Source organism: Sinorhizobium psoraleae, assembly GCF_013283645.1.
GTDB lineage: Bacteria > Pseudomonadota > Alphaproteobacteria > Rhizobiales > Rhizobiaceae > Sinorhizobium > Sinorhizobium psoraleae.
The window spans coordinates 1,476,993-1,500,195 of sequence record NZ_JABEKV010000002.1 but is presented as its reverse complement, the minus strand read 5'-3'; the positions used below and the strand labels follow the sequence as shown (position 1 = coordinate 1,500,195).

Below are 23,203 nucleotides of genomic sequence, written 5' to 3'. Positions count from 1 at the left end.
CGAATGCGGCGATGCCGTTTGCGATTCCATCAGGGGTGAATGGCAATTTCTGCGGCAAGGCCGCCGCCGTCGCGGTTGCGCAAGGTGAGTGAGGCGCCGATCGCCGTCGCGAGTTGTTGGGCGATGGCAAGGCCAAGACCGGTTCCACCTGTATCCCGGTTGCGGGACTGCTCCAGTCGGTAGAACGGCTTCAGGACCGCTTCCAGCTGATTTTCCGGAATACCGGGGCCGCGGTCGAGTACCTTGATGACCACGGTTTCATCGGCGAGGCGTTGCATCTCTATTTCCGCGCTGCCGCCGAATTTGAGCGCATTGTCGATCAGGTTCGTGAGAATCCGTCTGAGCGCGTGTGGGCGGGTCAAGATCGTGCCGCCCGTCACTTCGGTGATCGTGACCGCCTTGCCGGTATCCTGGTAATCATAGGCCAAGCTTTCGGTGAACGAGGCCAGATCGATGCGGGAGGCCTTTTCGACCTTGCCATGGGCACTCTTTGCATAGTCGACACCTTCCTTGACGAGGCGCTCTATTTCGCCAAGGTCCTGGATCAGCTTGTCCCTTTCAATGAAGTCCTCCGCCATTTCCGTCCGCAGCTTCATGCGCGTGATCGGCGTTTGCAGGTCATGTGAAATTGCCGCGAGGATCTGCACGCGCTCTTCGAGATACTGCGCGATGCGATCCCGCATTGCATTGAAGGCCGTTGCCGCATAGGCGACTTCACTCGGTCCCGCTTCGCTGAGCCGGGGCGTCTGCCTGTTTGGGTCGAGCGTGTCCGCGGCCGCCGCGAGGTTGACGAGAGGGCGGATTGCCTGACGCACCGCAAACCAGCAGCACAACACCAGAAGCCCAAGCTGCGCGACGAGCACGTAAGGCAGCCAGTCTGCCAGGGGCATTACGCCTCTCGGCTTGACATCTATTGTCAGCGGTGCGCCGTCGCTCAAGCGCAGATGCGCCTGCAGCCGCCGGCTTTCACCGGGAATGGCTTGCACTTCGATCGGATAGCGCGCGCCGATCGTCGCCTGGATCTTGGAAGCGATCTCGGCGCTGCGTGCGTCGAGCGCGGGATCTCCCGGCATGCCTCGCCCGAGAATGAAACTGTAGCTCCCGCGATCGAGCCGATCCAGCCAGTCGGCGCGTTCGGCAGCGGGCAGCCGGTCGAGAATGGCGATCGACGTGGCGACGTCGTTTTCAAGCGTATTGAACATCACCGACCTGGCGGCCATGTAGCGCTCGAAAAACAGCACGGTGAACGACATGGCATGCGCAAGCGCCAGTCCGGCAAGGAGAATGACGAACAACCGTACCCTGAGAGTGCGCGGCCATAGGCGAAATCCATTGAGAACGGCGCGCGCCACCATCAGCGGGCCTCGACGATCTCGACCGGCATGGAAAAGACATAGCCTTCGCTGCGGACGGTCTTGATGTAGGTCGGCTCCCTTGCATCGTCGCCGAGCCGCTGGCGAACCCGGCTGACCAGGAGATCGATCGACCGGTCGAAGAGTTCGGCCTCGCGCCCCTGGGTAAGATTGAGAAGCTGGTCGCGGTTGAGCACGCGCTGCGGATGGTCGATGAAGACGCGCAGAAGGCGGTATTCGGCGCCGCTGAGCGCAATCGCCGTGCCATCGGAGTCGACGAGATGCCTTGCCGTCGTGTCGAGTTTCCATTTGCCGAAGCGCAGCAACTGGCCGGCCTCGGAGACCTGCAGGTTCGGCGGCAGCATCCGCGTGCGCCGCAGGACGGCCTTGATGCGCGCCAGCAGCTCGCGTGCCGAAAAAGGCTTGGCGAGATAGTCGTCAGCGCCCATTTCGAGACCGAGAATGCGATCCATCTCGTCGGTGCGCGCAGTCAGCATGACGATGGGCGTCGCCTTGTGCCTGCCCGCGCGCAGCTCGCGGCTGAGCACGAGGCCATCATCTCCCGGCATCATCACGTCGAGGATGATGAGATCGACGGCATTCGCATCGAGAAATGCGCGCATATGCCGCCCGTCGGCGACCGCGGTGACGCGCAGGCCGTTCTTCTTCAGGTAGCTCGAGACAAGCTCCCTGATCTCGCGATCGTCATCGACGATCAAGATATGATCGATGTGCTCCATTGCGCCGTGTCCTAAATGCACGCTTGCTACTGCGTGCTTCCTTAAATCGGTTCCGATTTAAGATAAGAACATGCAGCAAATCAAAGTGCTACAGCGTCCTTTCGCGCCTGATAAGACGCGCGGCGCTGTAATGACGTTCGCGATGTATCCGTAGTGTGTGCAAATCTTCGCAGCTCCGCGTCTTGATGTAACGCGCGGCCGGCCGGATACATTCCGATACAATGTCCGTTCGTTTGGCAAGCATTGTAACCCTCGCTGCTGCGCTTCCGTTTTGCCGACCGGACGGCCCAGGCCCATCTCGGCGGTTTCAGCCCGGGAGCGCGGGCCTCTCAGGCGTTATAGCCGCACCGCTGGCCTGCGGTGATTAGCCGGCAAACAGGCGTTCAAGTTCGGATGCCGAACCTTGCCAAAGACCCCTTGTCTGTTCCAGCACGCAATCATAGAAAATTCGCCGCCCTCATGCGCTCGATACGCCCGGCCTCACCAGGTGATAGCATTGGAGTATTGAAGGCCAACCCCGTTCTCACCCCGTTTGCTCGACGATCGGCGGGATCTGGATCAATTTCAGCTCGGATGCGCCGGAGTCGATGATCTCGAAGACCGCGTCGAGCATTCTCGGCACGTCCTGACGAACCATCTCGATGTGGTCTCCGAGCATCGCCACAAAGGGGTCCCAGTCGAAGCAGCCGAGCAGAGGCATGCGATCGGCATAATGGCCGGAGCGACGAATCCATCGCATGACGCCTTCAAGCGAAATGGTCGAGTTGACAAACATGCCCCGCGGCAGTGGTCCGACCTTGTCCGCGAGCGACTTCATTGCGTTCTCGGCCTTTTCGGGTGCATAGCCGCAGGTAAGCACGAGCGCCTCGTCGACCTCCACCCCCGCCTCGGCGTGGGCGGCACGAAACCCCCTCACACGTTCCGACGTGTTGTGGTCGGTTCCGCGTCCGCCGACGAAGAGCAGCGGTGTCTTCTCACCGAACTCCCGTTCTGAGTTGGCGAGCACGCGCCGCGTAAGCTCGAGCGCGCCGCCGAAATTGTCAGAGATGACCGAGGGAACACGCGAACCCGGCAGGTCGAGGTTCACGGTCCGAACGCCGGCGGCGGAACAAATGTCGGCGATGCGATCTGGATCGGTCGCGCCGGTCGCGATCAGGCAGTCCACCTGATAGGAGAGCATGGCACGTGCGGCCTCGATCTCCAGTGCGGGATCGCGGCGCGTGCAAGTGATGATCGGGAAGAGGCCTCTCTCGCGCGCTCTCGTCTCGAACTGTTCGACGATCGAGCCGAAATAGCGGTTGTCGTACTTAGGGACGAGCATGCCGATGATCTTCGATCGCTCGCGGCGCAGCACGCTTGCCTGCATATTCAGGGCATAACCCTGCTCCTCGGCAAGGCGGGTAATCTTCTCCGCCAGCTGGCTGCTGATGCGGCGCTTTTTCCAGTTTCCGCTCAGCACGGCACTCACCGCACTCGCCGACGTTCCGGCCAATTCAGCCAGATCGTAGATCGTTGTTCTTTTGGTCTGAGTTCCACGCTTCACGAATTTTGATCTCCACTTTCGTGCGTCACCTTGACATCAATAGAGTTAAGTGGCAATTCTGCTTCATCGATTGAGCAAGCGAGCGCAATCGATGAAGCTACCAGTTCAGCAAACGCTGTCCCGGGGAGGAGTCTGACAGGAATCAATAAGTCCAACGCTACAGTGCCTGCTGCAGCGAGCGACCGGCCACGCCTTGATCGGCCTAAAGAAGTCGCGGCGGAACTTGTCCCCGAACGACTTCGCGATATCGTGGGGGTGTCGCCCTTCAAAAGCTTCAGGACGCCGGCGCAAAATCAACCGTGGAGGAAACTTATGAAGACGATTTGTTACTTGCTTGCCTCGACCGGCCTTGCCGTGTCGCTCAACAGCGCGGCCGTCGCGCAGGACGCGGCCACCGTGGCCTTCCTGATGCCGGACCAGGCTTCGACCCGCTACGAAGAACACGACTATCCTGGCTTCAAGGCGGAGATGGAAAAGCTCTGCCCGAGCTGCACCGTCATCTATCAGAACGCCAATGCGGACGTGGCGCTTCAGCAGCAGCAGTTTAACTCCGTAATCGCCCAGGGCGCCAAGGTCGTCGTGCTCGATCCGGTCGATTCCGCCGCAGCCGCAGCGCTCGTCGAAATCGCCCATTCCCAGGACGTCAAGGTGATCGCCTATGACCGTCCGATCCCGGACAAGCCGGCGGATTACTACGTTTCTTTCGACAATGAAGGCATCGGCCGCGCGATCGCGCAGTCGCTGGTCGATCATCTGAAGGCTACCGGCGTGGCCGAGGGTTCCGGCGTGCTGCAGATCAATGGTTCGCCGACCGACGCGGCAGCCGGTCTCATTCGCGACGGCATCGACTCCGCTCTCGACGCATCCGGCTACAAGACGCTCGCCGAATTCGACACGCCCGACTGGGCGCCGCCGAAGGCGCAGGAATGGGCCGCAGGCCAGATCACCCGTTTCGGCGACCAGATCAAGGGGATCGTTGCCGCCAACGATGGAACCGGCGGCGGTGCAATCGCGGCGCTCAAGGCAGCGGGCGTCAAGCCTGTTCCGCCCGTCACCGGCAACGACGCGACGATCGCGGCATTGCAGCTGATCATCTCCGGCGACCAGTACAACACGATTTCGAAGCCTTCCGAGATCGTAGCTGCGGCTGCCGCCAATGTCGCGGTGAAGCTGATCAAGGGCGAAACGCCCGAGGCGACGCATAAGCTCTACGAAACGCCGTCACAGCTCTTCACCCCGGCGGTGGTCACGGCCGAGAACATCAAGGCCGAGATCTTCGACAAGAAGATCAACACGCCGGAAGAGATCTGCACCGGCGAATATGCTGAAGGTTGCCGCAAACTCGGCATCATCAACTAAAGCAGCTCCGACTGCCGCTGTGTTCGGCCGCATGACCGCGGCCGAACCACCTCTCCCGGTCACGATGATTGCGGGTCGACTCGGCCCGAAATCGTGAACGTGATCGATTCTGGTAAGTTAGGGCTGGATGCCGGCGGAAAACCGCTCAGAGTATTCCATGATCCCGCTGTACAGCGCCGCGCGTCTGATCAGACGCGTAAAGGTCGCTGTAGAACTTTGAGTTTCTGCATGATTTGTCCATGCAGTAGTCGAAAGGTCAAAAAAGGCGATGACACGCGATATCCAGAGTGCTCCCGTAAAGGGTGAGCCTGTGCTGCGTCTTCGCGGCATATCCAAGAATTTCGGAGCCGTTTCCGCTCTCACCGACATAGAACTCGACGTCAATGCCGGCGAAGTCGTCGCATTGGTCGGAGACAACGGCGCCGGCAAGTCGACGCTCGTCAAAGTTCTCGCGGGGGTGCATCAACCATCCTCGGGCACGATCGAGTTCTGCGGGCAGGGGGTAACGCTCGACAATCCCGGAAAGGCGCTCGATCTTGGGATTGCGACGGTCTTCCAGGATCTGGCTCTGTGCGAAAACCTCGATGTCGTTGCAAATCTGTTCCTAGGCCAGGAGATGTCGCCTTGGCACCTGGATGAAGTTGCGATGGAAGTCCGCGCCTGGACGCTTCTGCGCGAACTGGCCGCGCGCATCCCATCCGTTCGTCAGCCGATCGCGTCTCTATCCGGCGGCCAGCGTCAGACAGTGGCCATTGCGCGTTCGCTGCTGCTGAACCCCAAGGTCATCATGCTCGATGAACCGACCGCGGCTCTCGGCGTGGCCCAGACAGCCGAAGTCCTCAATCTGATCGAACGCGTCCGCGATCGCGGGCTCGGCGTGATCATTATCAGCCACAACATGGAAGACGTGCGCGCGGTCGCGGATCGCGTCGTCGTCTTGCGGCTTGGACGGAACAACGGGGTCTTCTCGCCGGATGCGTCCAATCACGAACTCGTCGCCGCGATCACCGGTGCGACGGAGAACGCCGTCTCGCGCCGGCTCGACCGCAAGGCCGGCCTCGTCAATGAGCAGAGCGGAGGACCCGCATGAGCCAGAACCCCTCGAACCAGGCTGTCCAAAGCCAGCAGAGGCTTGACCGCAGCGATGAACGCGTGCGCCATGACGAGGGGATCCTCGACTTGGTATGGGGGTTCATTGACCGCGTGCGGTCCGGCGATCTCGGCATGCTGCCGGTCGCTGTCGGTCTCATCGTCATTTCGATCATCTTTTCGGCCCTCAATCCGATCTTTCTTGCACCCAACAACCTCGTGAACCTGCTCTTCGATTGCGCCACCGTTGGCGTGATCTCGCTCGGGATCATCTGCGTGCTGGTGCTGGGCGAAATCGACCTTTCGGTGGGCTCGATGAGCGGACTGGCCTCGGCCATGGTTGGTGTGTTGTGGGTGAATTCCGGCTGGCCGATTGCCGCGGCGATATTTGTTGCACTGATGGTCGGTGCCGCAGTCGGGCTGCTCTACGCCACGCTCTACAACCGCCTCGGAATGCCGAGCTTCATCGCCACCCTGGCTGGTCTTCTCGCGCTTCTCGGCATGCAGCTCTACATCCTCGGGCCGACCGGTTCGATCAACCTGCCCTATGCTTCCTCGCTCGTCCGTTTCGGACAGATAATGATCATGCCGGACTGGCTCTCCCACACGCTTGCGCTGGTTCCGGGCCTGGTGATGATCGGCAAGGGCATGCGGACGATGCGCCAGCGACAGGCGGCGAACCTCTCCTCCCAGCCGCTCGGCGCGCTGATCATCAAGGCGCTGGTGCTCACCGTTCTCCTCGAAGTGGCTGTCTTCTACCTCAATCTCGGCCGCGGCGTGCCATGGATGTTCGGGCTCTTCGTCGCCCTCGCTGTGATCCTCAACTATGCGCTGACGCGCACGAAGTGGGGCCGCTCGATGTTCGCGGTCGGCGGCAACCGTGAGGCCGCGCGGCGGTCGGGCATCAACGTGCGCCGGATCTACATGAGCGCCTTCGTGCTCTGCTCCACGCTTGCCACGCTGGGCGGCATTCTGTCGGCATCGCGCCTTGCCTCATCGAGCCAGCAGGCGGGCACGGGCGACGTCAACCTCAACGCGATCGCGGCTGCCGTCATCGGCGGCACGAGCCTCTTCGGTGGGCGTGGCAGCGCCTATTCGGCTCTGCTCGGTATCATCGTCATCCAGGCGATCTCGAACGGTCTGACGCTGCTCAATCTGAGCTCGTCGCTCCGCTACATGATCACCGGCGGCGTTCTGGCAATCGCTGTCATCGTCGACTCGTTGGCCCGTCGTTCCCGTGTCAGCCACGGACGCGCGTAACCCAACCTCTCGTTATGGAGTTCTTGATATGGCTGACCTCATGAAAGGCAAGGTTGCCGCCATCACCGGCGCAGCATCGGGCATCGGACTGGAATGCGCCCGCACGCTGCTCTCGGAAGGGGCGAAGGTCGTTCTCGTGGATCGAGCGCAGGACAAGCTGGAACAGCTTTGCCGCGAGCTCGGTGAGAACGCCCTGCCGCTGGTCGTCGACCTTCTGAAGCCCGCCGAAGTCTCCGGCATGCTTCCGAGAATCCTCGACCTCGCCGGGAAGCTGGATGTCTTCCATGCGAATGCCGGCGCCTATATCGGCGGTCCGGTGGCCGAGGGCGACCCGGACGCGTGGGACCGGATGCTCAACCTCAACATCAATGCGGCCTTCCGTTCCGTGCATGCGGTGCTGCCGTACATGATCGAGCAGAAATCGGGCGACATCCTCTTCACCAGTTCGATTGCGGGTGTCGTCCCTGTCGTCTGGGAGCCGATCTACACGGCATCGAAATTCGCCGTGCAGGCCTTCGTGCACAGCACGCGGCGACAGGTGGCGCCGCATGGTGTGCGCGTCGGCGCCGTGTTGCCGGGACCCGTGGTGACGGCGCTGCTCGATGATTGGCCCAAGGCGAAGATGGAAGAAGCGCTTGCCAATGGCAGCCTCATGCAGCCGAAGGAAGTGGCGGATGCGGTGCTCTTCATGTTGACGCGTCCGCGCAACGTCACGATCCGCGATCTGGTGATCCTGCCCAACAGCGTCGATCTCTAATTGCCTCCGGCGGCGCGAGGCTGCGCCCTCCGCCGATCCATGTTCCAGATTGCAGGCGGTAGACCATGACCAACATTTCTTCCGCACGCCCCACGGGCGGCGAACGATATCTCATCGGCGTTGACGTCGGGACCGGAAGCGCCAGAGCGGGCATTTTCGATCTCACCGGCCAGCTGCTGGCTTCGGGCAAGCGCGATATCACGCTCTTTCGCGAGCCTGGTTCCATCGTCGAGCAGTCGAGTACGGAGATCTGGGCCGCCGTCTGCGAGGCCGTTCGAGAAGCGGTTTCCACTGCGGGCGTGGATCCTTCCCAAGTCGCAAGCATCGGCTTCGACGCAACCTGTTCGCTGGTCGTCCTGGGTGAAGATGGGCGACCGCTTCCGGTGGGGCCGTCGGGGGACGCTCGGCGCGATATCATCGTCTGGATGGATCATCGCGCCGTCGAGCAGGCGGAACGCATCAATGCCAAGGGTCATGGTGTGCTGCGCTATGTCGGCGGGCGCATATCGCCGGAGATGGAGACGCCGAAGCTTCTCTGGCTGCGCGAAAATCGCCCCCAGGTCTTCGACGCCGCCTGGCAATTCTTTGACCTCGCGGATTTCTTGACCTGGCGGGCAACGGGCGACCTTGCCCGTTCCACATGCACGGTGACTTGCAAGTGGACCTATCTCGCGCACGAGAAGCGCTGGGATCCGGATTATTTCCGCGCGATCGGCCTCGGTCAGCTCGCAGATGAAGACTTCGTGCGCATAGGTCAGCGTGTCGTGGAGCCGGGCACGCCGGTTGGAAACGGGCTGACGGACCGCGCCGCCGAGGAGCTTGGCCTCGCGGCCGGCACGCCGGTCGGAGCCGGTATGATCGACGCCCATGCGGGCGGGATCGGAACCGTCGGTGTTGACGGCCCTCCCGAAAGCAACCTGGCTTATGTCTTCGGCACGTCCTCCTGCACGATGACTTCCACGTCGGAGCCGGTCTTTGTACCGGGTGTGTGGGGACCCTACTATTCGGCGATGGTCCCAGGGATGTGGCTGAACGAGGGCGGCCAGTCCGCGGCGGGCGCTGCGATCGAGCAGCTTCTGTCGTTCCATCCGGCGGCCGGCGAGGCGCTGGAGCTTGCAGCGCGCCGCGGCCTCTCGCTGCCCGTTCTGCTGGCGGAGCTTGCCGCGCAGAAGGTCCAGACGCTCTCGCAGTCGGTCGAGCTTGCCGGCGGTCTGCACGTCGTTCCTGAATTCCTTGGCAACCGCGCGCCGTTTGCCGATCCGCATGCCCGCGCCGTTGTCCTGGGGCTGGGGATGGAAAGGGATATCGACAACCTCGTTTCGCTCTACGTGGCAGGGCTATGCGGCATCGGCTACGGGCTCCGGCAGATCATCGATACGCAGGCGTCGTCCGGCGCCATGATCGAGAAGATCGTCATCAGCGGCGGCGCAGGCCAGCTCGATCTCGTCCGCCAGCTCCTCGCGGACGCGACGGGAAAGCCCGTGCTGGCGACGCGCTCGGAGGAGCCCGTGCTCCTCGGTGCAGCCATCCTCGGAAGCGTAGCGGCGGGCGAGTTCCCGGACGTTCGGTCAGCAATGGCAAGGCTTTCCGGCACGGATCGCACCTACGCGCCCGCCGTCGGTGAAATCGCAGCGCTTCATGCGCTGAGATACGACGCCTTCAAGAGGCTCCAGTCACTGGCTCGGGATATCCGGTAAGCGCCTCAGCGCCACCCGAGAGCGGGGGCAACGTGGGTGAGAATCGCCTCGATGACATGCGCGTTGTAGTCCACGCCAAGCTGGTTGGGAACGGTTAGGAGCAGCGTGTCGGCCTCCGCTATGGCCTCGTCCTTCGCCAACTCTTCAACGAGGACATCCGGTTCCGCCGCATAGCTGCGACCGAAGATCGCCCGGGTTTTCTCGTCGATGAATCCGATCTTGTCTTCATCCTGGCTGCCTCGGCCGAAATAGGCGCGGTCGCGGTCGTCGACCAACGCAAAGATGCTGCGGCTGACCGACACTCTCGGCTCGCGTTCGTGACCTGCCGCCTTCCATGCCTCGCGGAACACCCGGATCTGATCAGCCTGTTGGACATGGAATGGAAGGCCGCTCTCGTCGTCCTTGAGCGTGGAACTTTGCAAATTCATCCCCAGCTTGGCCGCCCAAACTGCGGTGGCGTTGGAACTGGCGCCCCACCATATCCGCTCGCGCAGACCCTCCGAATGCGGCTCGATGCGTAGCAGGCCGGGAGGATTGGGAAACATTGGCCGAGGGTTGGGCTCAGCAAAGCCTTCGCCGCGCAGCACATCGAGCAGAACTTCCGCATGGCGCCGGGCCATGTCTGCGTCGGTCCCGCCTTCGGGCGGCTGGTAGCCGAAGTAACGCCATCCATCGATCACCTGCTCGGGCGAGCCGCGGCTAATGCCGAGCTGCAGGCGCCCGCCGGCGATGATGTCGGCCGCGCCCGCGTCCTCGGCCATGTACATCGGGTTCTCGTACCGCATGTCGATGACGGCGGTGCCGATTTCGATGCGGTTGGTCTTGGAGCCGACGGCCGCAAGCAGCGGAAACGGCGAGCCCAGTTGGCGGGCGAAGTGATGCACGCGAAAATAGGCCCCGTCCGCGCCCAGCTCCTCGGCAGCAACGGCCAGGTCGATGGACTGCAGAAGCGCGTCGGACGCCGACCGCGTTTGCGATTGCGGCGAGGGTGCCCAGTGCCCGAACGATAGGAAGCCGATCTTCTTCATGATTGTGCAGCCTCTGATGTTGCAGTCACTGCTTCATGGCACAAAACCGACTGGGGATATAGGCATACCATGCGCGGGGGCTCGCCAAAGCGATCCGAGCAGACGATGCACCCCGATTACTCAAGCGTCCGGGAGCGTAAAGACGGCGCAGGGCGATGCGATGCCGCGCAACACGTGTTCGCCGAGCGGCACCAGCGGCATAGTGGTCTCGGCGGCGACCGCGCCCGAGATCAGCACCGAACGCCCGAGCGGCCGGCACAGCCCTTCCAGCCGGCTGACCAGGTTGACCGCGGGACCAATGGCGGTGAAGTCCAGCCGGTCGGCCGCACCGATATTGCCCCACAATATCTCGCCGAGATGCAGCGCCACGCCGAAGGGCAGCGGCGGCAGCCCTTGCGCCTCACGGGCGGCATCGAGATGGGCCATGCCGGCGCGGGCGGCGACGACCGCGCGCAGCGCCGCTCCACAGGCCTCGGCCGGTGTACCGGCAACCGGAAAGATCGCCAGCAGGCCATCGCCCATGAACTTCAACACTTCGCCCCCGAAGACGTGTATCGCCCCCGCGACACGGTCGAACCAGGCGTCGAGGGTGGCGATCATCGCCTGAGGCTCCGTTGCCTCGGACAGGGCGGTGAAGTTGCGCAGATCGGTACAAAGCAGCACGGCGCGGATGGTCTCTCCGGTGCCCCGGCCGAGCGCGCCGGCCTGCACCCGGGCGGCACTGCGCCGGCCGAGATAGGCCTCCAGCAGCGTTTCCAGCGCTGCCCGTTCAGCCAAAGCAGCCAAAGGCGCGGCGGCGAAGCGCGCGGCCTGGCGCAGCCGGCCGGTCTCGGCGGGGCCGAATGCCCGGCTGCCGGCCCAGCCCAGCACCAGTCTGTCCGCCGCCGGTCCGACCGTGTTCTCCTCAACCGGACCAAGCCCGGCGAGCCAGTCGCGTCCGGCATGATTGGCTGCACCGCCCGTGAAGCCCAAGGCCTCGATCACCGTCCCGGTCTCCGCCCGCCACAGCCATGTGCGGTGGGCGACGATCGGATGTGGCACTGCCAGCGTCAGGGCACCGCCGGCGAGCGGAAGGCCGTCGGCCACCAGCCGGCCGCCGAGATCGGCCAGGAACCGGTCAGGGCCGGGCGAAGCGCCGGCCTCGTCCACCAGCCAGGCAAGGGGTCCGGGAAGGTTCATGCCGCGATCATAGCGTTACGTTCCCTGATCTGTCATCCGCGCTACCGCATCTTTCCTTAAATCGGGACCGATTTGAGGATGCAAACAAGCTGCAAATTCAAAGCGTTACAGCGATCCCAGTATGTCTGAAATAACGCTTGGCGCTGTAAGTGGTGGCGCAGCCGATCCCAGCGGTCTATCATCGGTTGGCCCGCTCCGGCGCTAGTCCCTTTCGCCGTAGTCGGGCAGCCATCGCAACCTTTGGGGGAGACCGATGCAAGAGGCCCTCGTCGTCCGCCGTGAAACGCATATCCCGGCGCCGCCCGCCGCAGTATTCGCCCTGCTCACCGATCCTGAAAAGATCCTGCGCTGGATGGGAACGGAAGCCGAGGTCGAGCCGGAGCCCGGCGGTCTTTATCTCGTCAACGTCACCGGGGCTCGCTTCGCCCGCGGCTCCTTCCGCGAGGTCGTACCGGTGCACCGCCTGGTATATAGCTTCGGCTGGGACGATAGTGAGATCGTGCCGCCGGCGTCGAGCCTTGTCGAGATCGACCTCATCGAGCAGCCGGACGGAACGCTGTTGCGCCTCACCCATAGCGGCCTGCCCAATGCCGAGCAGTGCGCCGGCCATGCGGAAGGTTGGGCCCATTACCTCGACCGGTTGACCGAGGCTGCGGCGGGGCGCGATCCGGGGCCGGATCCCTGGCACGGCCGCACCGGCTGACGTCGGCCGTCGAGAAGCTGCCGGACCTCAAGGCACCGTTTCGCAGATAGCGCGCGTTCAACAGACCCCAGCCGAAGACCGGATCCTTGCCCGGGTCCCCGAGATCCTCGACGCGCCCGGTCAGCATCTCGCGGATCTGTGCGGGCGCGAGTTCCGGTCTCGAAGCCTTCAACAGTGCCAGCGCGGCGGTCACGAAAGGTGCTGCAAAAGACGTGCCCGTTTTCAGACGAGCCCCGCTGACAGAGGCCGCGGTCCAGACCGCGACACCCGGAGCGGCGAAGTCGATGTGCTCGCCGCGGCCGGCTCGCCTGTAGGGCCGCTTGCGCCTGTCGGTCGCGGTTACCGCAACCACCTCTTCGTAGGCCGCGGGATAGGCTGGCTCGGCCTTGGGCCCGTCATTGCCGGCGGCAGCAACCGTGATGATCCCGCGCTCGCCCATTTTCTCCACGGTCCGTTCAAGCAGCAGATTGGGCGGGCCGGAGAGGCTCAGATTGATGACCTGCACCTGGCGGTCGGCGAGCAGGTCAATGGCGCGAACAAGATCGAAGGCGCCGGAACGGTCGTCCTGGCGCCCGGCGCGGTGAAACGCGTCCACCGCGATGAGCTTGCCGCCCGGTATCAGGCCCGGCGTACGGCTCGTCGCTGATCCCACCAGCAGTGCCGCGACAGCGGTGCCGTGCTGCCGGCCGGATTCCGGCAACTCTTCGTCGGCAAGGCGGATGATCTCGATGTTCCCGTGTTCGAAGGCGTCGTGTTCAGGGTTGATCGCCGTATCGACAAGACCGATCCGCACCCCGCCCGCGCAGGCGCCGGGCCAGTCTTGGGCCGACGGCCAGCCAATGACGCTGCGCGCCAGGCAGTCGGTTGCGGCACATGGCCGCTCGGCCCGTTGCTCCGGCCGGAAAAAATGATTGAAGTCGACGATCGCTTGAGGCGCGAGAGTCCGGGCTTGCTCCCGGGCGGCATCAAGCGTCAGGCCCGAGGGAATGCGAAGCTTGATCACTTCGGTGTCGAATGTCGCCATGGCAGCTCGTTCGAGGACCTGGAAGCCGGACGCCGTCAACTGCTCAAGTTGAGCCGGGCTAAAGCCAAGCGCGACGATCTCGTTCGGCGCCTGGATCGCGGGCGCCGGCGGCTGTGAGCGTCGCGAACTGCCTCGTCTTGGCAGCAGGCCGCGGAACGGGAACTTTCCGCCACTCCATCCTGCACCGGCGCGGAAGGAGCCGGAGCCTCGGGAGCCGCCGCCATCGTCGTCATCGTCGTCGTCGGCGAGCGCCTCATTGGTCCCGAGCATTTGAAACACCATCGCGTCCCGGGGAACCATGATGTCGCCTGCCACCAGTGCGATTGCTGTAAATGGGGCGATCAGTGCAACTTTGAGCGCGAGACTGGTCAACATCCGAGAACCTCGATCGGCTTGGCAGTGTTCAAACAGGCGGTGCATACCTTGTACGGCGGCGGCCGGTGCCGGTAGATTGGAATGAAACGGTCGAGTCGTCGATCTATTCCCTCTTCTATAGCAATGCGTCTTCTCAGATGCACAAAGGTCGCTATAGACTTTGAATTGCCGCATGGTTTTATCGTTGAATCGGCACCGATTTAAGTAGCGGTAGCCAGAATTGCGGAGTTTCCGGATGAGCAGTGCGGTGAAAGACGTCGGTGAACGCCTGATAGCGTTCCTGCCCAATCTGCGCCGCTTCGCCATATCGCTTTGCGGCTCGCGTGATATCGCCGATGATCTGGTGCAGGCGGCCTGTGAACGGGCGCTCGCCAGTGCCGAGCGCTTCGAGCCGGGCACGCGGTTCGACGCCTGGATGTTTCGCATTCTCCGCAATCTCTGGATCGATCAGGTGCGCAAGCAGAAGACCATGGGCGTGCAGGACGATATTTCCGAACGCCAGGATATCGCGGGAGCGCATGGAGAACGCGATGCCGAGGCGCGCCTGACTCTGACCACTGTGGCTGAAGCGATCGCCGACTTGCCGAACGAGCAGCGCGAGGTGCTGCTTCTGGTCTGTGTCGAGGAGCTTTCCTACCGCGAAGCGGCTGACGTGCTGGGCGTTCCGATCGGAACGGTCATGAGCCGGTTGGCGAGGGCGCGCAAGAATCTCGCCGAGGCCGCCGGAATAACGGCGACGACCGCTCGTTCTCAGGTGATGAAGGACGTGAAGGAATGACCAAAACGGATTTTTCCGACGAAATACTCATGCGCTTCGCCGACGGCGAGCTCGATGCCGACACGTCCGCTGAGCTCGAGCGGGCGATGGAACTGGACGATGAACTCGTCTCGCGCGTGGCGCTCTTCATCGAAACGCGCGCGGCGGCACAGACGGCTATGAAGCCGCTTCTCGACGAGCCGCTGCCGGCCGAACTCTCGGCTGCCGTCGAAAAAATGGTCAAAGAGAAGACGCAGAGTGCTTCCGATGCCAGCGTTCTGCCTTTCACGCCGCGCGCTGCAAATCACCGTCGGGCGAACCGCTGGCTCGCACCCATAGCCGCCTCTCTTGTGGTCGTCGTTGCCGGCATCGGCGGATATTGGCTGCGGGGCGGCGGGGAAGCGGTGCTCGACGGCGGTTTGCACGTCGCCGGCATCAGCGGCTCCGCGCTTGATGATGCGCTGGCGACGGTCGCCACAGGCGAGGAAAGGCAATTGCCGGATTCCAACCAGCGCTTTCGAGCGATAGCGACGTTCCGCGATAATGCACAGACTTTGTGCCGAGAGTTCGAAGTGGACTCGGCCGACCGCTCGACTGTGGTATCGGTTGCGTGCCGCACCGGAGCCGAATGGCGCGTGACCTTCGCCGTCGTTGCGCCCGGCGCCAGCGGCGGTTACGCGCCGGCATCGTCCACCGAGACCCTCGACGCCTACCTCACCGCGATCGATGCCGGGCCGCCGCTTGAGGCAGCGGAGGAGGCTCAGGTTCTCAGCCATCTACGCGAGAGCGCGCCAAGGTGAGATCGGCGCATGCCGCTGCCTGTTTTCTTGAATCGGAGCCGATTGAAGGGCAAACGTGCAGCAAATCCAAAGTGCTGCTGCGAACTCTGCGCGTCTGATAAGACACGCGCGCTGTAGTGATGGAATAGAGGCGCCGATCGCCCGTTACTCCACCGGACCGAAAGAAACGGTCCGATTTTCAGAAGGAGTAATGGCATGAAAAGGCATTGGAAGCTGAGCACCGCGCTCCTCGCCAGCCTCGCAGCATTTGCAGGTTCTGCGGCCGAGGCGAGGGAACATCCGTTGATCTATCCTGACGTCGAGAATTCGCCCAGGCAAACCGCGCACACGGCTGGCCGGAGCGATGGCGAGATCATCGTGGCCGGCAACAGTTCGTCCAATTCGAGTTCGAATTCGTCGAGCAATTCGAGTTCCAACTCGTCTTCCAACAGTTCCTCGAACTCGAGCCCCAATTCGTCCTCGAACAGTTCTTCGAACAGTTCCTCGAACACGAGCTCGAACAGCTCGTCCAACTCGAGCTCGAACAGTTCTGACCGGTCGTATCGTCCAGGCAAGTTGTGGCGCGCGTGGCGCTGAAATCCGCTGCATGCTTCCTTGAATCGATGCCGAATTAAGGATGAAACGTGCAGCAATTCGAAGACGCGGCAAGAAGAGGGGGCCGGACAATCGATCCGGCCCCCTTTGTTTGACCGCTCGAAAGTTCAACGAGCGGCGCGCGCCGTCTTACGATACCAGCCGGCTCCGGCGATCGTGTTTCGGTGGATTGTCTCTCGCTCCATGGCTTCGTTGCGCGTTTCGGCGCGGATGTCTGCCGTGACGGCCGCATCAGCGCGGCGGAACGGTATAACCTGCACGAGCGGCGTCCCCTTTTCGATGGCGTAAAGTCCATCGGGCGCCGTCGCGAAGAACGGAAAGTGGATATGAGAGGCGTAGGTGTCGGTATCGACGACGCCGGCAACGCATTCGAACGGTTGCCCCGCCCGGTTGAGGGGCGGCAGAAACAGGCAGCTCCAGCCGGGCGGCGTGCGGATGGACCAGTAGTTGTGAAACTTGCACGGTGGCGACGGCTCTCTCGGGTTTCCCGCTACCTGATGGGCACCATGATTGCTGACCATGACCCGGTCGAATTCCCAGCCTGCCTCGACGCTGCGGCCGCCATCCTTGATTTCCAACCTGACGGTCGCCGCGAGCGGCAGGATCCAGCCCGTGGTCATGGCATCGAGAAAGGGCATGCAGCGTTTGACCGTCAGACCATTGTTGGTCGTCGACAGATGCGTTTGATCGACTGCCGGCAGCTTCCGGAACCAGTCCGGTAGAACCGATTTGGCAGGGAGAGGCGCCGCGATAACGCCGTTGTCCTCCGGACGGCACAGAAAGCGGATCACCCGCGTTTCTTTCTTCGGTAAGTGAAACATTCCGGTTCTCCAGTTGAATAGGATGGGAGAAACGGAACCGCGCGACTTCTATTCCGCCGCGAGTGCATTGAGACCTTACAAATCCCTGCGGGCTCGACATAGCCCGTCCGCAAGGCACCGCGCATGTCGGCCGACGCTGAAAACGGGTTGAAGTCGCCGGCCGGACACACGATTCTTATGTCATCGGAAATGCGGAGGCTCACGTGATGGCACCGACAGTGCACCATTACTTCATCTTCGAAACCGCAGGTGGTTTCTGCGGCATCGCCTGGAGCGGCCATGGCATTACGCGCTTCCAGCTGCCGACAAAAAGCGCCGGCGCGACGGAGCGAATTCTGCTGCGTCGCCTGCCGGATGCCGAACCCGGTACCCCTACGCCCGACGTGCTTGAAGCAGTCGCGGCCGCAAAGCGCTACTTCGAGGGGCAAGAAACGGATTTCTCCGGCTTCAGGCTCGATCTCGCCGGGCAGGACACGTTCTTCGGGGAGGTTTATGCAGCAGCGCGGCGCGTCCGTTGGGGGCAGACGACCACCTATGGTGCGTTGGCGAAGGAACTCGGCGCCGGACCGGAAGCGGCGCGAGAGGTTGGCCAAGCCATGGCGAAGAATCCAGTTCCGCTGATCATTCCCTGTCACCGCGTCCTGGCCGCTGGCGGCAAGATCGGCGGTTTTTCGGCGCCGGGCGGCGCATCGGCCAAGACGCACATGCTCGAGCTGGAGGGCGTCCATGTCGGCGCTCCAGAGCCTGCACAACATTCGTTTGGCTTTTAGAGTGACATAACTCCGGACGGAAAAGCGTTACGGGCCTTCCGGGAATTGCTCCAGCCGGCAATACCGCTCCACGGCTTCATGTCGATCGTATCGAAGACGGCGCGCGTTGCGGATCGAGCGGCACGCAGCGTTAACCACAAACCCAGGTTGTCCGCGTATCGATGTTGCCGAAGCTGTTAAAAAATCATTAATGATAATATAAGTCGCGCAACAGACAGATTTTGGGGCGCTTGAAGCGCACCTATCCATGTTGTTCCGTTGATTTCGGAAATAAACATTAATTGAGAAATTGTGTAAAATTTTAAGAAAGGACTGAAGAGTCGAGCTTGTATTGTTGGACCGCATGAGAACTGCATTTTTTCTTCGGTCCTGAATAATTTACCATCCCAATGAAAACACTCGACAGTTAAACTCTTGCTGTCGAGACCCGGTCTATGTTTTGCGCTGTTGTCAGCGGGCGTGAGAGTGTTTCGTCATGTGCGGTTTTGGTGGCTATTTCGGTTCTGTTCCGGATGGAAGGGCTCTTCTCGAAAAGATGACGGCCGCGATTGCCCATCGCGGTCCCGATGAAGAAGGCGTGTTTACCGCGCCGCAAGCCGGTCTCGGCCATGTCAGGTTGTCGATAGTCGGGCTCGGAGATGGCCAGCAGCCCATGTCCGATGCCACCGGCGAACTGACGATCGCCTTCAACGGCGAGATCTTCAACTATGTCGAACTGCGCGACGAGCTTCGCGCCAAGGGCCGCCGCTTCCGCACGTCCAGCGACACGGAGGTCATTCTCCATCTTTACGATGAAATGGGCGAGGACTGCGTGTCACGCCTAAACGGCGACTTTGCCTTCGCCCTATGGGACAATCGCCGCCGGCGGATGATGCTGGCGCGTGACCGCATGGGGGTCCGGCCCCTGTTTTATACGATGCAGGGGGGAACGTTCTATTTCGCCTCCGAGGTCAAGGCGCTTCTTCAAGTCCCCGGCCTGTCCGCAGAGATCGACCCCATCGCCCTCGATCAGATCTTCACGCTGTGGGCGCCGATCGCACCGCGGACGCCGTTCCGGGATATCTGGGAACTGGAGCCCGCGACCCTGATGATCGCCGACGAGCGCGGCGTGGCGACACGGGCCTATTGGAGGCTCGAGTTTCCGGATCGGGATGCTCCGCCTCGGCATACGCACGAAGGTCAGGCTGCCGAGGAGTTGCGCGCACTCCTGACCGACGCGACGCGCATCCGCATGCGGGCCGACGTGCCGGTCGGCTCCTACCTGTCGGGCGGTCTCGATTCGTCCATCGTCTCAGCGCTCGCCGCCGGCATGGCGCCGCAGGGCCTTCGAACCTTTTCCGTGACCTTCGACAGCGCCGAACATGACGAGAGCGCCTTTCAGAACGAAATGGCCGCCGCTCTCGGCACCGACCACAGGGCGGTTGCCTGCCGAGCAGGGGATATCGCCAGGGTTTTTCCGGATGTCATCCGTTTTGCCGAAAGGCCGGTGCTTCGAACTGCACCGGCACCCTTGTACCAACTCTCCGGCCTGGTGCGCGATTCCGGCCTGAAGGTGGTGCTCACAGGGGAGGGGGCGGACGAAGTTTTCGCGGGCTACGACATCTTCAAGGAAACGCGCGTGCGCCGCTTCTGCGGCCGGCAGCCCGACTCGCGCATGCGGCCCCACCTGTTCCGCAAGCTCTATCCCTACCTGCCGGGCCTCAAGCAGCAGTCGCCCGAATATCTGGCGGCGTTTTTCGGCGCCGGGGACGACCCGCTTGACGACCCGCTCTTTTCGCATCGCCCGCGACTCAAGGGGACGGCGGCGACGAAGATGTTCTTCTCCGGCGATATGCGCGCCAAGCTGGCGGGTTACGACGCTGCCGATGAACTCGTCGGCCGGTTGCCCGAAGCCTTCGGCCGCTGGCATCCGCTGCATCAGGCGCAATATCTCGAAAGCCGTTTCCTTCTGCCGGGCTACATCCTTTCGAGCCAGGGCGACCGCATGGCCATGGCCCATGGCGTCGAAGGCCGCTTCCCCTTCCTCGATCACCGTCTCGTCGAATTCGCCGCGGGACTGCCGCCGGAAATGAAGCTCAAGGGTCTGGTTGAAAAACACATTTTGCGTGAGGCGACAAAGGATCTTTTGCCGCCCTCGATCGGCAAGCGGACGAAGCAACCCTATCGCGCGCCGGACAGCCATTCGTTCAGCGGCCCGGGCGAGCTCGACTATGTTCGCACCGCGATGGGCGAAGAGGCGATTGCCGCCGGCGGTCTCTTCAACGCAAAGGCCGTCGCGAAACTTTGCGAGAAGTGCCGGGCGCGTCCGGCCTCGGGCTTCCGCGACAACGCGGCTTTCGTCGGCATCCTGTCGACGCAACTGTGGCTGCAGACATTCACCGGTACCAACATCCGCGCGGCGGAGGCCGCCTGAAACCAGACGGAAAGGGATGACACATGACAGAAACGATCAAGGACAGCGTCAAGGCGTTCATCGTCGAGAATTTTCTCTTCGGCGACACGTCTTACGAGCTCGCCGACACCGCATCGCTGATCGAGAATGACATCATCGATTCGACCGGCGTTCTGGAACTCGTGGCCTTCATCGAGGACCGCTTCGGCATCGCCATGGCCGATGCGGATATCGTCCCGGCAAACCTCGATACTTTGGCACGCATTTCCGCATTCATCGCGGCGAAGAGCGCCGTGCCGGTCTCGGCATAGACGGCGGCTGGTTGGGGGCGTCACGCGCATGCGGTTCGAGCAATTTCTCATCAGGAACGCCGGAGCAAACGGAGGCAAGACGGCGCTCGTCACCGAGCGTAAGCGGCTGCGGTACGACGAGCTCGATGAGCTCTCGACCCGTCTCGCCGCCGCTCTTCAAGCAAATGGCGTCAAGCGGAACGACCGGGTCCTTGTTTTCATGGACAATTGCTGGGAGGCGGCGGTTTCGATTTTCGCGACCCTCAAGGCCGGCGCCACCTTCAGCCCGATCAACGCGTCGACCAAGGCCGACAAGCTCGCCTATATCATCGGCGATTGCGAGGCAGCGGCGATCCTGACCCAGGCCAAGCTGATGCCGATCGTCACGGAAGCGCGCATGCTTCACGCTGCTGCGCCGCTCTTTGTCGCCGCCACGGCGGCCGCGAGTGGCCGCACACCCGAAGGAGCGGCGTCGTTCGAGGAATGCCTGGCGTCCGAACCCCTGCCGGTTCTTCATGGCGGCATCGATGTCGACCTCGCTATGCTGATCTACACCTCGGGCTCGACCGGCAGGCCCAAGGGAGTGATGATGACGCATCGCAATATCGATGCGGCTTCGGAGTCGATCACCACCTATCTCCGCAACACGCCGGACGACGTCATCCTCAATGTCCTGCCGCTTGCCTTCGATTACGGCCTTTATCAGCTCCTGATGGCCATCAGGCTTGGCGCGACGCTGGTTCTCGAAAAGTCCTTCGCATTTCCACAGGCGATCTTCGAGCGGATCCGTGCCGAAGGCGTAACCGGCTTTCCGCTGGTGCCGACGATGGCCGCGATGATCTTGCAGATGCGCGATCTCGAGCCGGGGTTCCTGCCCAGCCTTCGCTATCTCTCCAATACCGCTGCGGCCTTGCCGCCGGCGCATATCGCCAGGCTCCGCGAGCTCTTTCCCAGCGCGCGGCTTTATTCCATGTACGGCCTGACGGAATGCAAGCGCTGCACCTATCTGCCGCCTGAAGAGTTGGATCGCCGACCCGGATCTGTCGGCATCGCCATTCCCAACACCGAAGCTTTCGTCGTCGACGACGAGGGAAACCGTGTGCCGCCAGGCGTTCCGGGCGAACTGGTGATCCGCGGCCCGCATGTGATGCAAGGATACTGGCGCAACGACGCAGCGACCGAGCGCATGCTGCGTCCCGGCCCGAACCCCTGGGAAAAGGTGCTTCATACAGGTGATCTCTTCCGCGCGGACGAGGAAGGCTTCCTCTATTTTGTCGGCCGCAAGGACGACATCATCAAGACGCGCGGAGAAAAGGTGGCGCCGAAGGAGGTCGAGACGGTGCTGCATGCCCATCCGGGAATCGCGGAAGCCGTCGTCATCGGCGTCCCCGATCCGGTGCTTGGCGCTGCGATCGGCGCGCTCGTCGTTCTTTCGGACCCGGCGCTGAGCAAGAAAGACATCATCCGTCACTGCGCTCGCCATCTTGAGGATTTCATGGTGCCGAAGATCGTCGAATTTCGCACCGAACTCCCGAAGACCGACACAGGCAAGGTCAGCCGCAGACTGGCGGCGGAAACATTGGAGCTTGCAGAATGAACATCCGCCCGGATCAGGATAAATTTGCTTTCTCGGCCGACAGCTTGAAGATCGATGCGGCCGCAGAGACAGACCGCATCGTCGCGGGGCTGCGCGCGCAACTGCGCGGCATGCGCAAGCGCGGTCTCGTGCTCGGTCTTTCCGGCGGTATCGATTCGAGTGTCTCGGTGGCACTGGCCGCACGGGCCGTCGGTGCCAGGAACGTCTTCTGTCTGTTCATGCCGGAAAACGACTCCGATCCGGAGAGCCTTCGCCTCGGCCGGCTGGTAGCGGAAACCTTCGACGTCGAGGCGGTTATCGAGGATATCGGACCAACACTCGCGGCGATGGGCTGCTACGAACGCCGCGACGCCTTCATTCGAGAGCTTGTTCCCGACTATGGGCCGGGCTGGGCATCGAAGATAGTCATCGCCAATGCGCTCGAGGGCGACGGCTACAACATCTCCTCGCTGGTCGTGCAGGATCCGGAGGGAAGGCAGATGAAATTGCGCATGCCGCCCTCCGTCTACCTCGGCATCGTCGCCGCGACGAACATGAAGCAGCGGACCCGCAAGCAGATCGAGTATTACCACGCCGACCGGCTGAATTTCGCCGTTCTCGGAACGCCGAACAGACTGGAATACGACCAGGGTTTCTTCGTCAAGAACGGCGACGGGGCGGCGGACGTCAAGCCGATTGCCCACCTTTACAAGTCACAAGTCTATGCGCTTGCCGCCCATCTCGGCGTCCCCGAGGAAATCCGGCGCAGGCCGCCGACGACGGATACCTATTCGCTCGAGCAGACGCAGGAGGAGTTTTACTTCTCGCTCCCCTACGACCGCATGGACCTTTGCCTCTACGGTCTCAACAACGGCGTCAGCGCCGAGGAGGTCGCCCGCGCGGCGCAACTGACAGCGATCCAGGTCGAACGCGTCTGGGCGGATATCGCCGCCAAGCGCAAGGCGACCCGATACCTTCACCTGGGCCCGCAGCTCGTTCATGCGGTCGAGGAAATCGGCCACGAATAGGGCCAAGTCGTGAGGCGTGTGGCTGCCGCTTGATCTAGAGCGCCGTGCGTTCAAATGAACGCACAAAGG

20 protein-coding genes and 1 pseudogene are annotated in these 23,203 nt (G+C 62.6%); 13 read left to right on the top strand and 8 right to left on the bottom strand.

Annotation, left to right across the window (positions count from 1 at the left end; all coding sequences use genetic code 11):
* Positions 1-29 precede the first annotated feature (29 nt).
* From ILFOPFJJ_RS15825 to ILFOPFJJ_RS15815, 3 genes are all read right to left on the bottom strand, one after another.
* Positions 30-1,355, bottom strand: coding sequence for an ATP-binding protein (locus tag ILFOPFJJ_RS15825; protein ID WP_173511456.1), 1,326 nt, complete (start codon positions 1,353-1,355; stop codon positions 30-32).
* On the bottom strand, positions 1,355-2,092 hold the full coding sequence (locus ILFOPFJJ_RS15820) for a response regulator (protein ID WP_173511455.1): 738 nt from the start codon (positions 2,090-2,092) through the stop codon (positions 1,355-1,357). The genes ILFOPFJJ_RS15825 and ILFOPFJJ_RS15820 overlap by 1 nt, the downstream gene beginning before the upstream one ends.
* 523 nt (positions 2,093-2,615) lie before the next feature.
* Complete coding sequence (locus ILFOPFJJ_RS15815; RefSeq protein ID WP_173511454.1) at positions 2,616-3,635, bottom strand: LacI family DNA-binding transcriptional regulator; 1,020 nt, start codon at positions 3,633-3,635, stop codon at positions 2,616-2,618.
* Between the two features lie 312 nt (positions 3,636-3,947).
* Here ILFOPFJJ_RS15815 and ILFOPFJJ_RS15810 point away from each other — a divergent pair, with 312 nt between their 5' ends.
* From ILFOPFJJ_RS15810 to ILFOPFJJ_RS15790, 5 genes are all read left to right on the top strand, one after another.
* Complete coding sequence (locus ILFOPFJJ_RS15810; RefSeq protein WP_173511453.1) at positions 3,948-4,994, top strand: ABC transporter substrate-binding protein; 1,047 nt, start codon at positions 3,948-3,950, stop codon at positions 4,992-4,994.
* A gap of 268 nt (positions 4,995-5,262) precedes the next feature.
* Positions 5,263-6,084 (top strand): ATP-binding cassette domain-containing protein, encoded by an 822-nt coding sequence (locus ILFOPFJJ_RS15805; protein WP_173511452.1) that lies wholly within the window; start codon positions 5,263-5,265, stop codon positions 6,082-6,084.
* The gene (locus tag ILFOPFJJ_RS15800; protein ID WP_173511451.1) at positions 6,081-7,343 is read left to right on the top strand and encodes a sugar ABC transporter permease; all 1,263 of its coding nucleotides are present in this window, start codon (positions 6,081-6,083) and stop codon (positions 7,341-7,343) included. Before ILFOPFJJ_RS15805 ends, ILFOPFJJ_RS15800 begins: the two co-directional genes overlap by 4 nt.
* 28 nt (positions 7,344-7,371) lie before the next feature.
* Positions 7,372-8,100: an SDR family oxidoreductase gene (locus tag ILFOPFJJ_RS15795; RefSeq protein ID WP_173511450.1), complete on the top strand. Its 729-nt coding sequence runs from the start codon at positions 7,372-7,374 to the stop codon at positions 8,098-8,100.
* A gap of 65 nt (positions 8,101-8,165) precedes the next feature.
* Complete coding sequence (locus ILFOPFJJ_RS15790; RefSeq protein ID WP_173511449.1) at positions 8,166-9,797, top strand: FGGY-family carbohydrate kinase; 1,632 nt, start codon at positions 8,166-8,168, stop codon at positions 9,795-9,797.
* Positions 9,798-9,802: 5 nt separating this feature from the next.
* Here ILFOPFJJ_RS15790 and ILFOPFJJ_RS15785 read toward each other — a convergent pair whose 3' ends face one another.
* Together ILFOPFJJ_RS15785 and ILFOPFJJ_RS15780 are read right to left on the bottom strand one after the other, a co-directional pair.
* Positions 9,803-10,825 (bottom strand): LLM class flavin-dependent oxidoreductase, encoded by a 1,023-nt coding sequence (locus ILFOPFJJ_RS15785; RefSeq protein ID WP_173511448.1) that lies wholly within the window; start codon positions 10,823-10,825, stop codon positions 9,803-9,805.
* Positions 10,826-10,945: 120 nt separating this feature from the next.
* A complete protein-coding gene (locus ILFOPFJJ_RS15780) occupies positions 10,946-12,004 on the bottom strand; it encodes an adenylate/guanylate cyclase domain-containing protein (RefSeq protein WP_173511447.1) in 1,059 nt (352 codons plus the stop codon).
* A 253-nt stretch (positions 12,005-12,257) separates the two neighbouring features.
* Here ILFOPFJJ_RS15780 and ILFOPFJJ_RS15775 point away from each other — a divergent pair, with 253 nt between their 5' ends.
* Complete coding sequence (locus ILFOPFJJ_RS15775) at positions 12,258-12,707, top strand: SRPBCC family protein (RefSeq protein WP_173511446.1); 450 nt, start codon at positions 12,258-12,260, stop codon at positions 12,705-12,707.
* A 49-nt stretch (positions 12,708-12,756) separates the two neighbouring features.
* Here ILFOPFJJ_RS15775 and ILFOPFJJ_RS15770 read toward each other — a convergent pair.
* Positions 12,757-14,106: pseudogene (locus tag ILFOPFJJ_RS15770) on the bottom strand (S8 family serine peptidase); the annotation flags it as partial.
* Positions 14,107-14,341: 235 nt separating this feature from the next.
* Here ILFOPFJJ_RS15770 and ILFOPFJJ_RS15765 point away from each other — a divergent pair.
* Together ILFOPFJJ_RS15765 and ILFOPFJJ_RS15760 are read left to right on the top strand one after the other, a co-directional pair.
* Complete coding sequence (locus ILFOPFJJ_RS15765) at positions 14,342-14,884, top strand: RNA polymerase sigma factor (protein ID WP_173511445.1); 543 nt, start codon at positions 14,342-14,344, stop codon at positions 14,882-14,884.
* The gene (locus ILFOPFJJ_RS15760; RefSeq protein WP_173511444.1) at positions 14,881-15,663 is read left to right on the top strand and encodes an anti-sigma factor family protein; all 783 of its coding nucleotides are present in this window, start codon (positions 14,881-14,883) and stop codon (positions 15,661-15,663) included. The genes ILFOPFJJ_RS15765 and ILFOPFJJ_RS15760 overlap by 4 nt, the downstream gene beginning before the upstream one ends.
* 287 nt (positions 15,664-15,950) lie before the next feature.
* On the opposite strand, the gene ILFOPFJJ_RS35070 is transcribed toward ILFOPFJJ_RS15760, so the two are convergent.
* Both ILFOPFJJ_RS35070 and ILFOPFJJ_RS15750 read right to left on the bottom strand, forming a co-directional pair.
* Positions 15,951-16,175, bottom strand: a complete 225-nt coding sequence (locus ILFOPFJJ_RS35070) for a hypothetical protein (RefSeq protein WP_173511443.1) — start codon at positions 16,173-16,175, stop codon at positions 15,951-15,953.
* A 189-nt stretch (positions 16,176-16,364) separates the two neighbouring features.
* On the bottom strand, positions 16,365-17,078 hold the full coding sequence (locus ILFOPFJJ_RS15750) for a DUF6065 family protein (RefSeq protein ID WP_173511442.1): 714 nt from the start codon (positions 17,076-17,078) through the stop codon (positions 16,365-16,367).
* Positions 17,079-17,284: 206 nt separating this feature from the next.
* On the opposite strand from ILFOPFJJ_RS15750, the gene ILFOPFJJ_RS15745 reads away from it, so the two are divergent.
* The 5 genes from ILFOPFJJ_RS15745 (at position 17,285) to nadE (ending at position 23,134) form a co-directional block, all read left to right on the top strand.
* A complete protein-coding gene (locus ILFOPFJJ_RS15745) occupies positions 17,285-17,848 on the top strand; it encodes a methylated-DNA--[protein]-cysteine S-methyltransferase (RefSeq protein ID WP_173511441.1) in 564 nt (187 codons plus the stop codon).
* A 475-nt stretch (positions 17,849-18,323) separates the two neighbouring features.
* Positions 18,324-20,261 (top strand): asparagine synthase (glutamine-hydrolyzing), encoded by a 1,938-nt coding sequence (asnB, locus tag ILFOPFJJ_RS15740; RefSeq protein ID WP_173511440.1) that lies wholly within the window; start codon positions 18,324-18,326, stop codon positions 20,259-20,261.
* A gap of 23 nt (positions 20,262-20,284) precedes the next feature.
* Positions 20,285-20,551 (top strand): acyl carrier protein, encoded by a 267-nt coding sequence (locus ILFOPFJJ_RS15735; RefSeq protein WP_173511439.1) that lies wholly within the window; start codon positions 20,285-20,287, stop codon positions 20,549-20,551.
* 28 nt (positions 20,552-20,579) lie between these two features.
* On the top strand, positions 20,580-22,127 hold the full coding sequence (locus tag ILFOPFJJ_RS15730; protein ID WP_173511438.1) for a class I adenylate-forming enzyme family protein: 1,548 nt from the start codon (positions 20,580-20,582) through the stop codon (positions 22,125-22,127).
* Complete coding sequence (gene nadE / locus ILFOPFJJ_RS15725) at positions 22,124-23,134, top strand: NAD(+) synthase (protein ID WP_173511437.1); 1,011 nt, start codon at positions 22,124-22,126, stop codon at positions 23,132-23,134. Before ILFOPFJJ_RS15730 ends, nadE begins: the two co-directional genes overlap by 4 nt.
* The last annotated feature ends 69 nt before the right edge of the window (positions 23,135-23,203 follow it).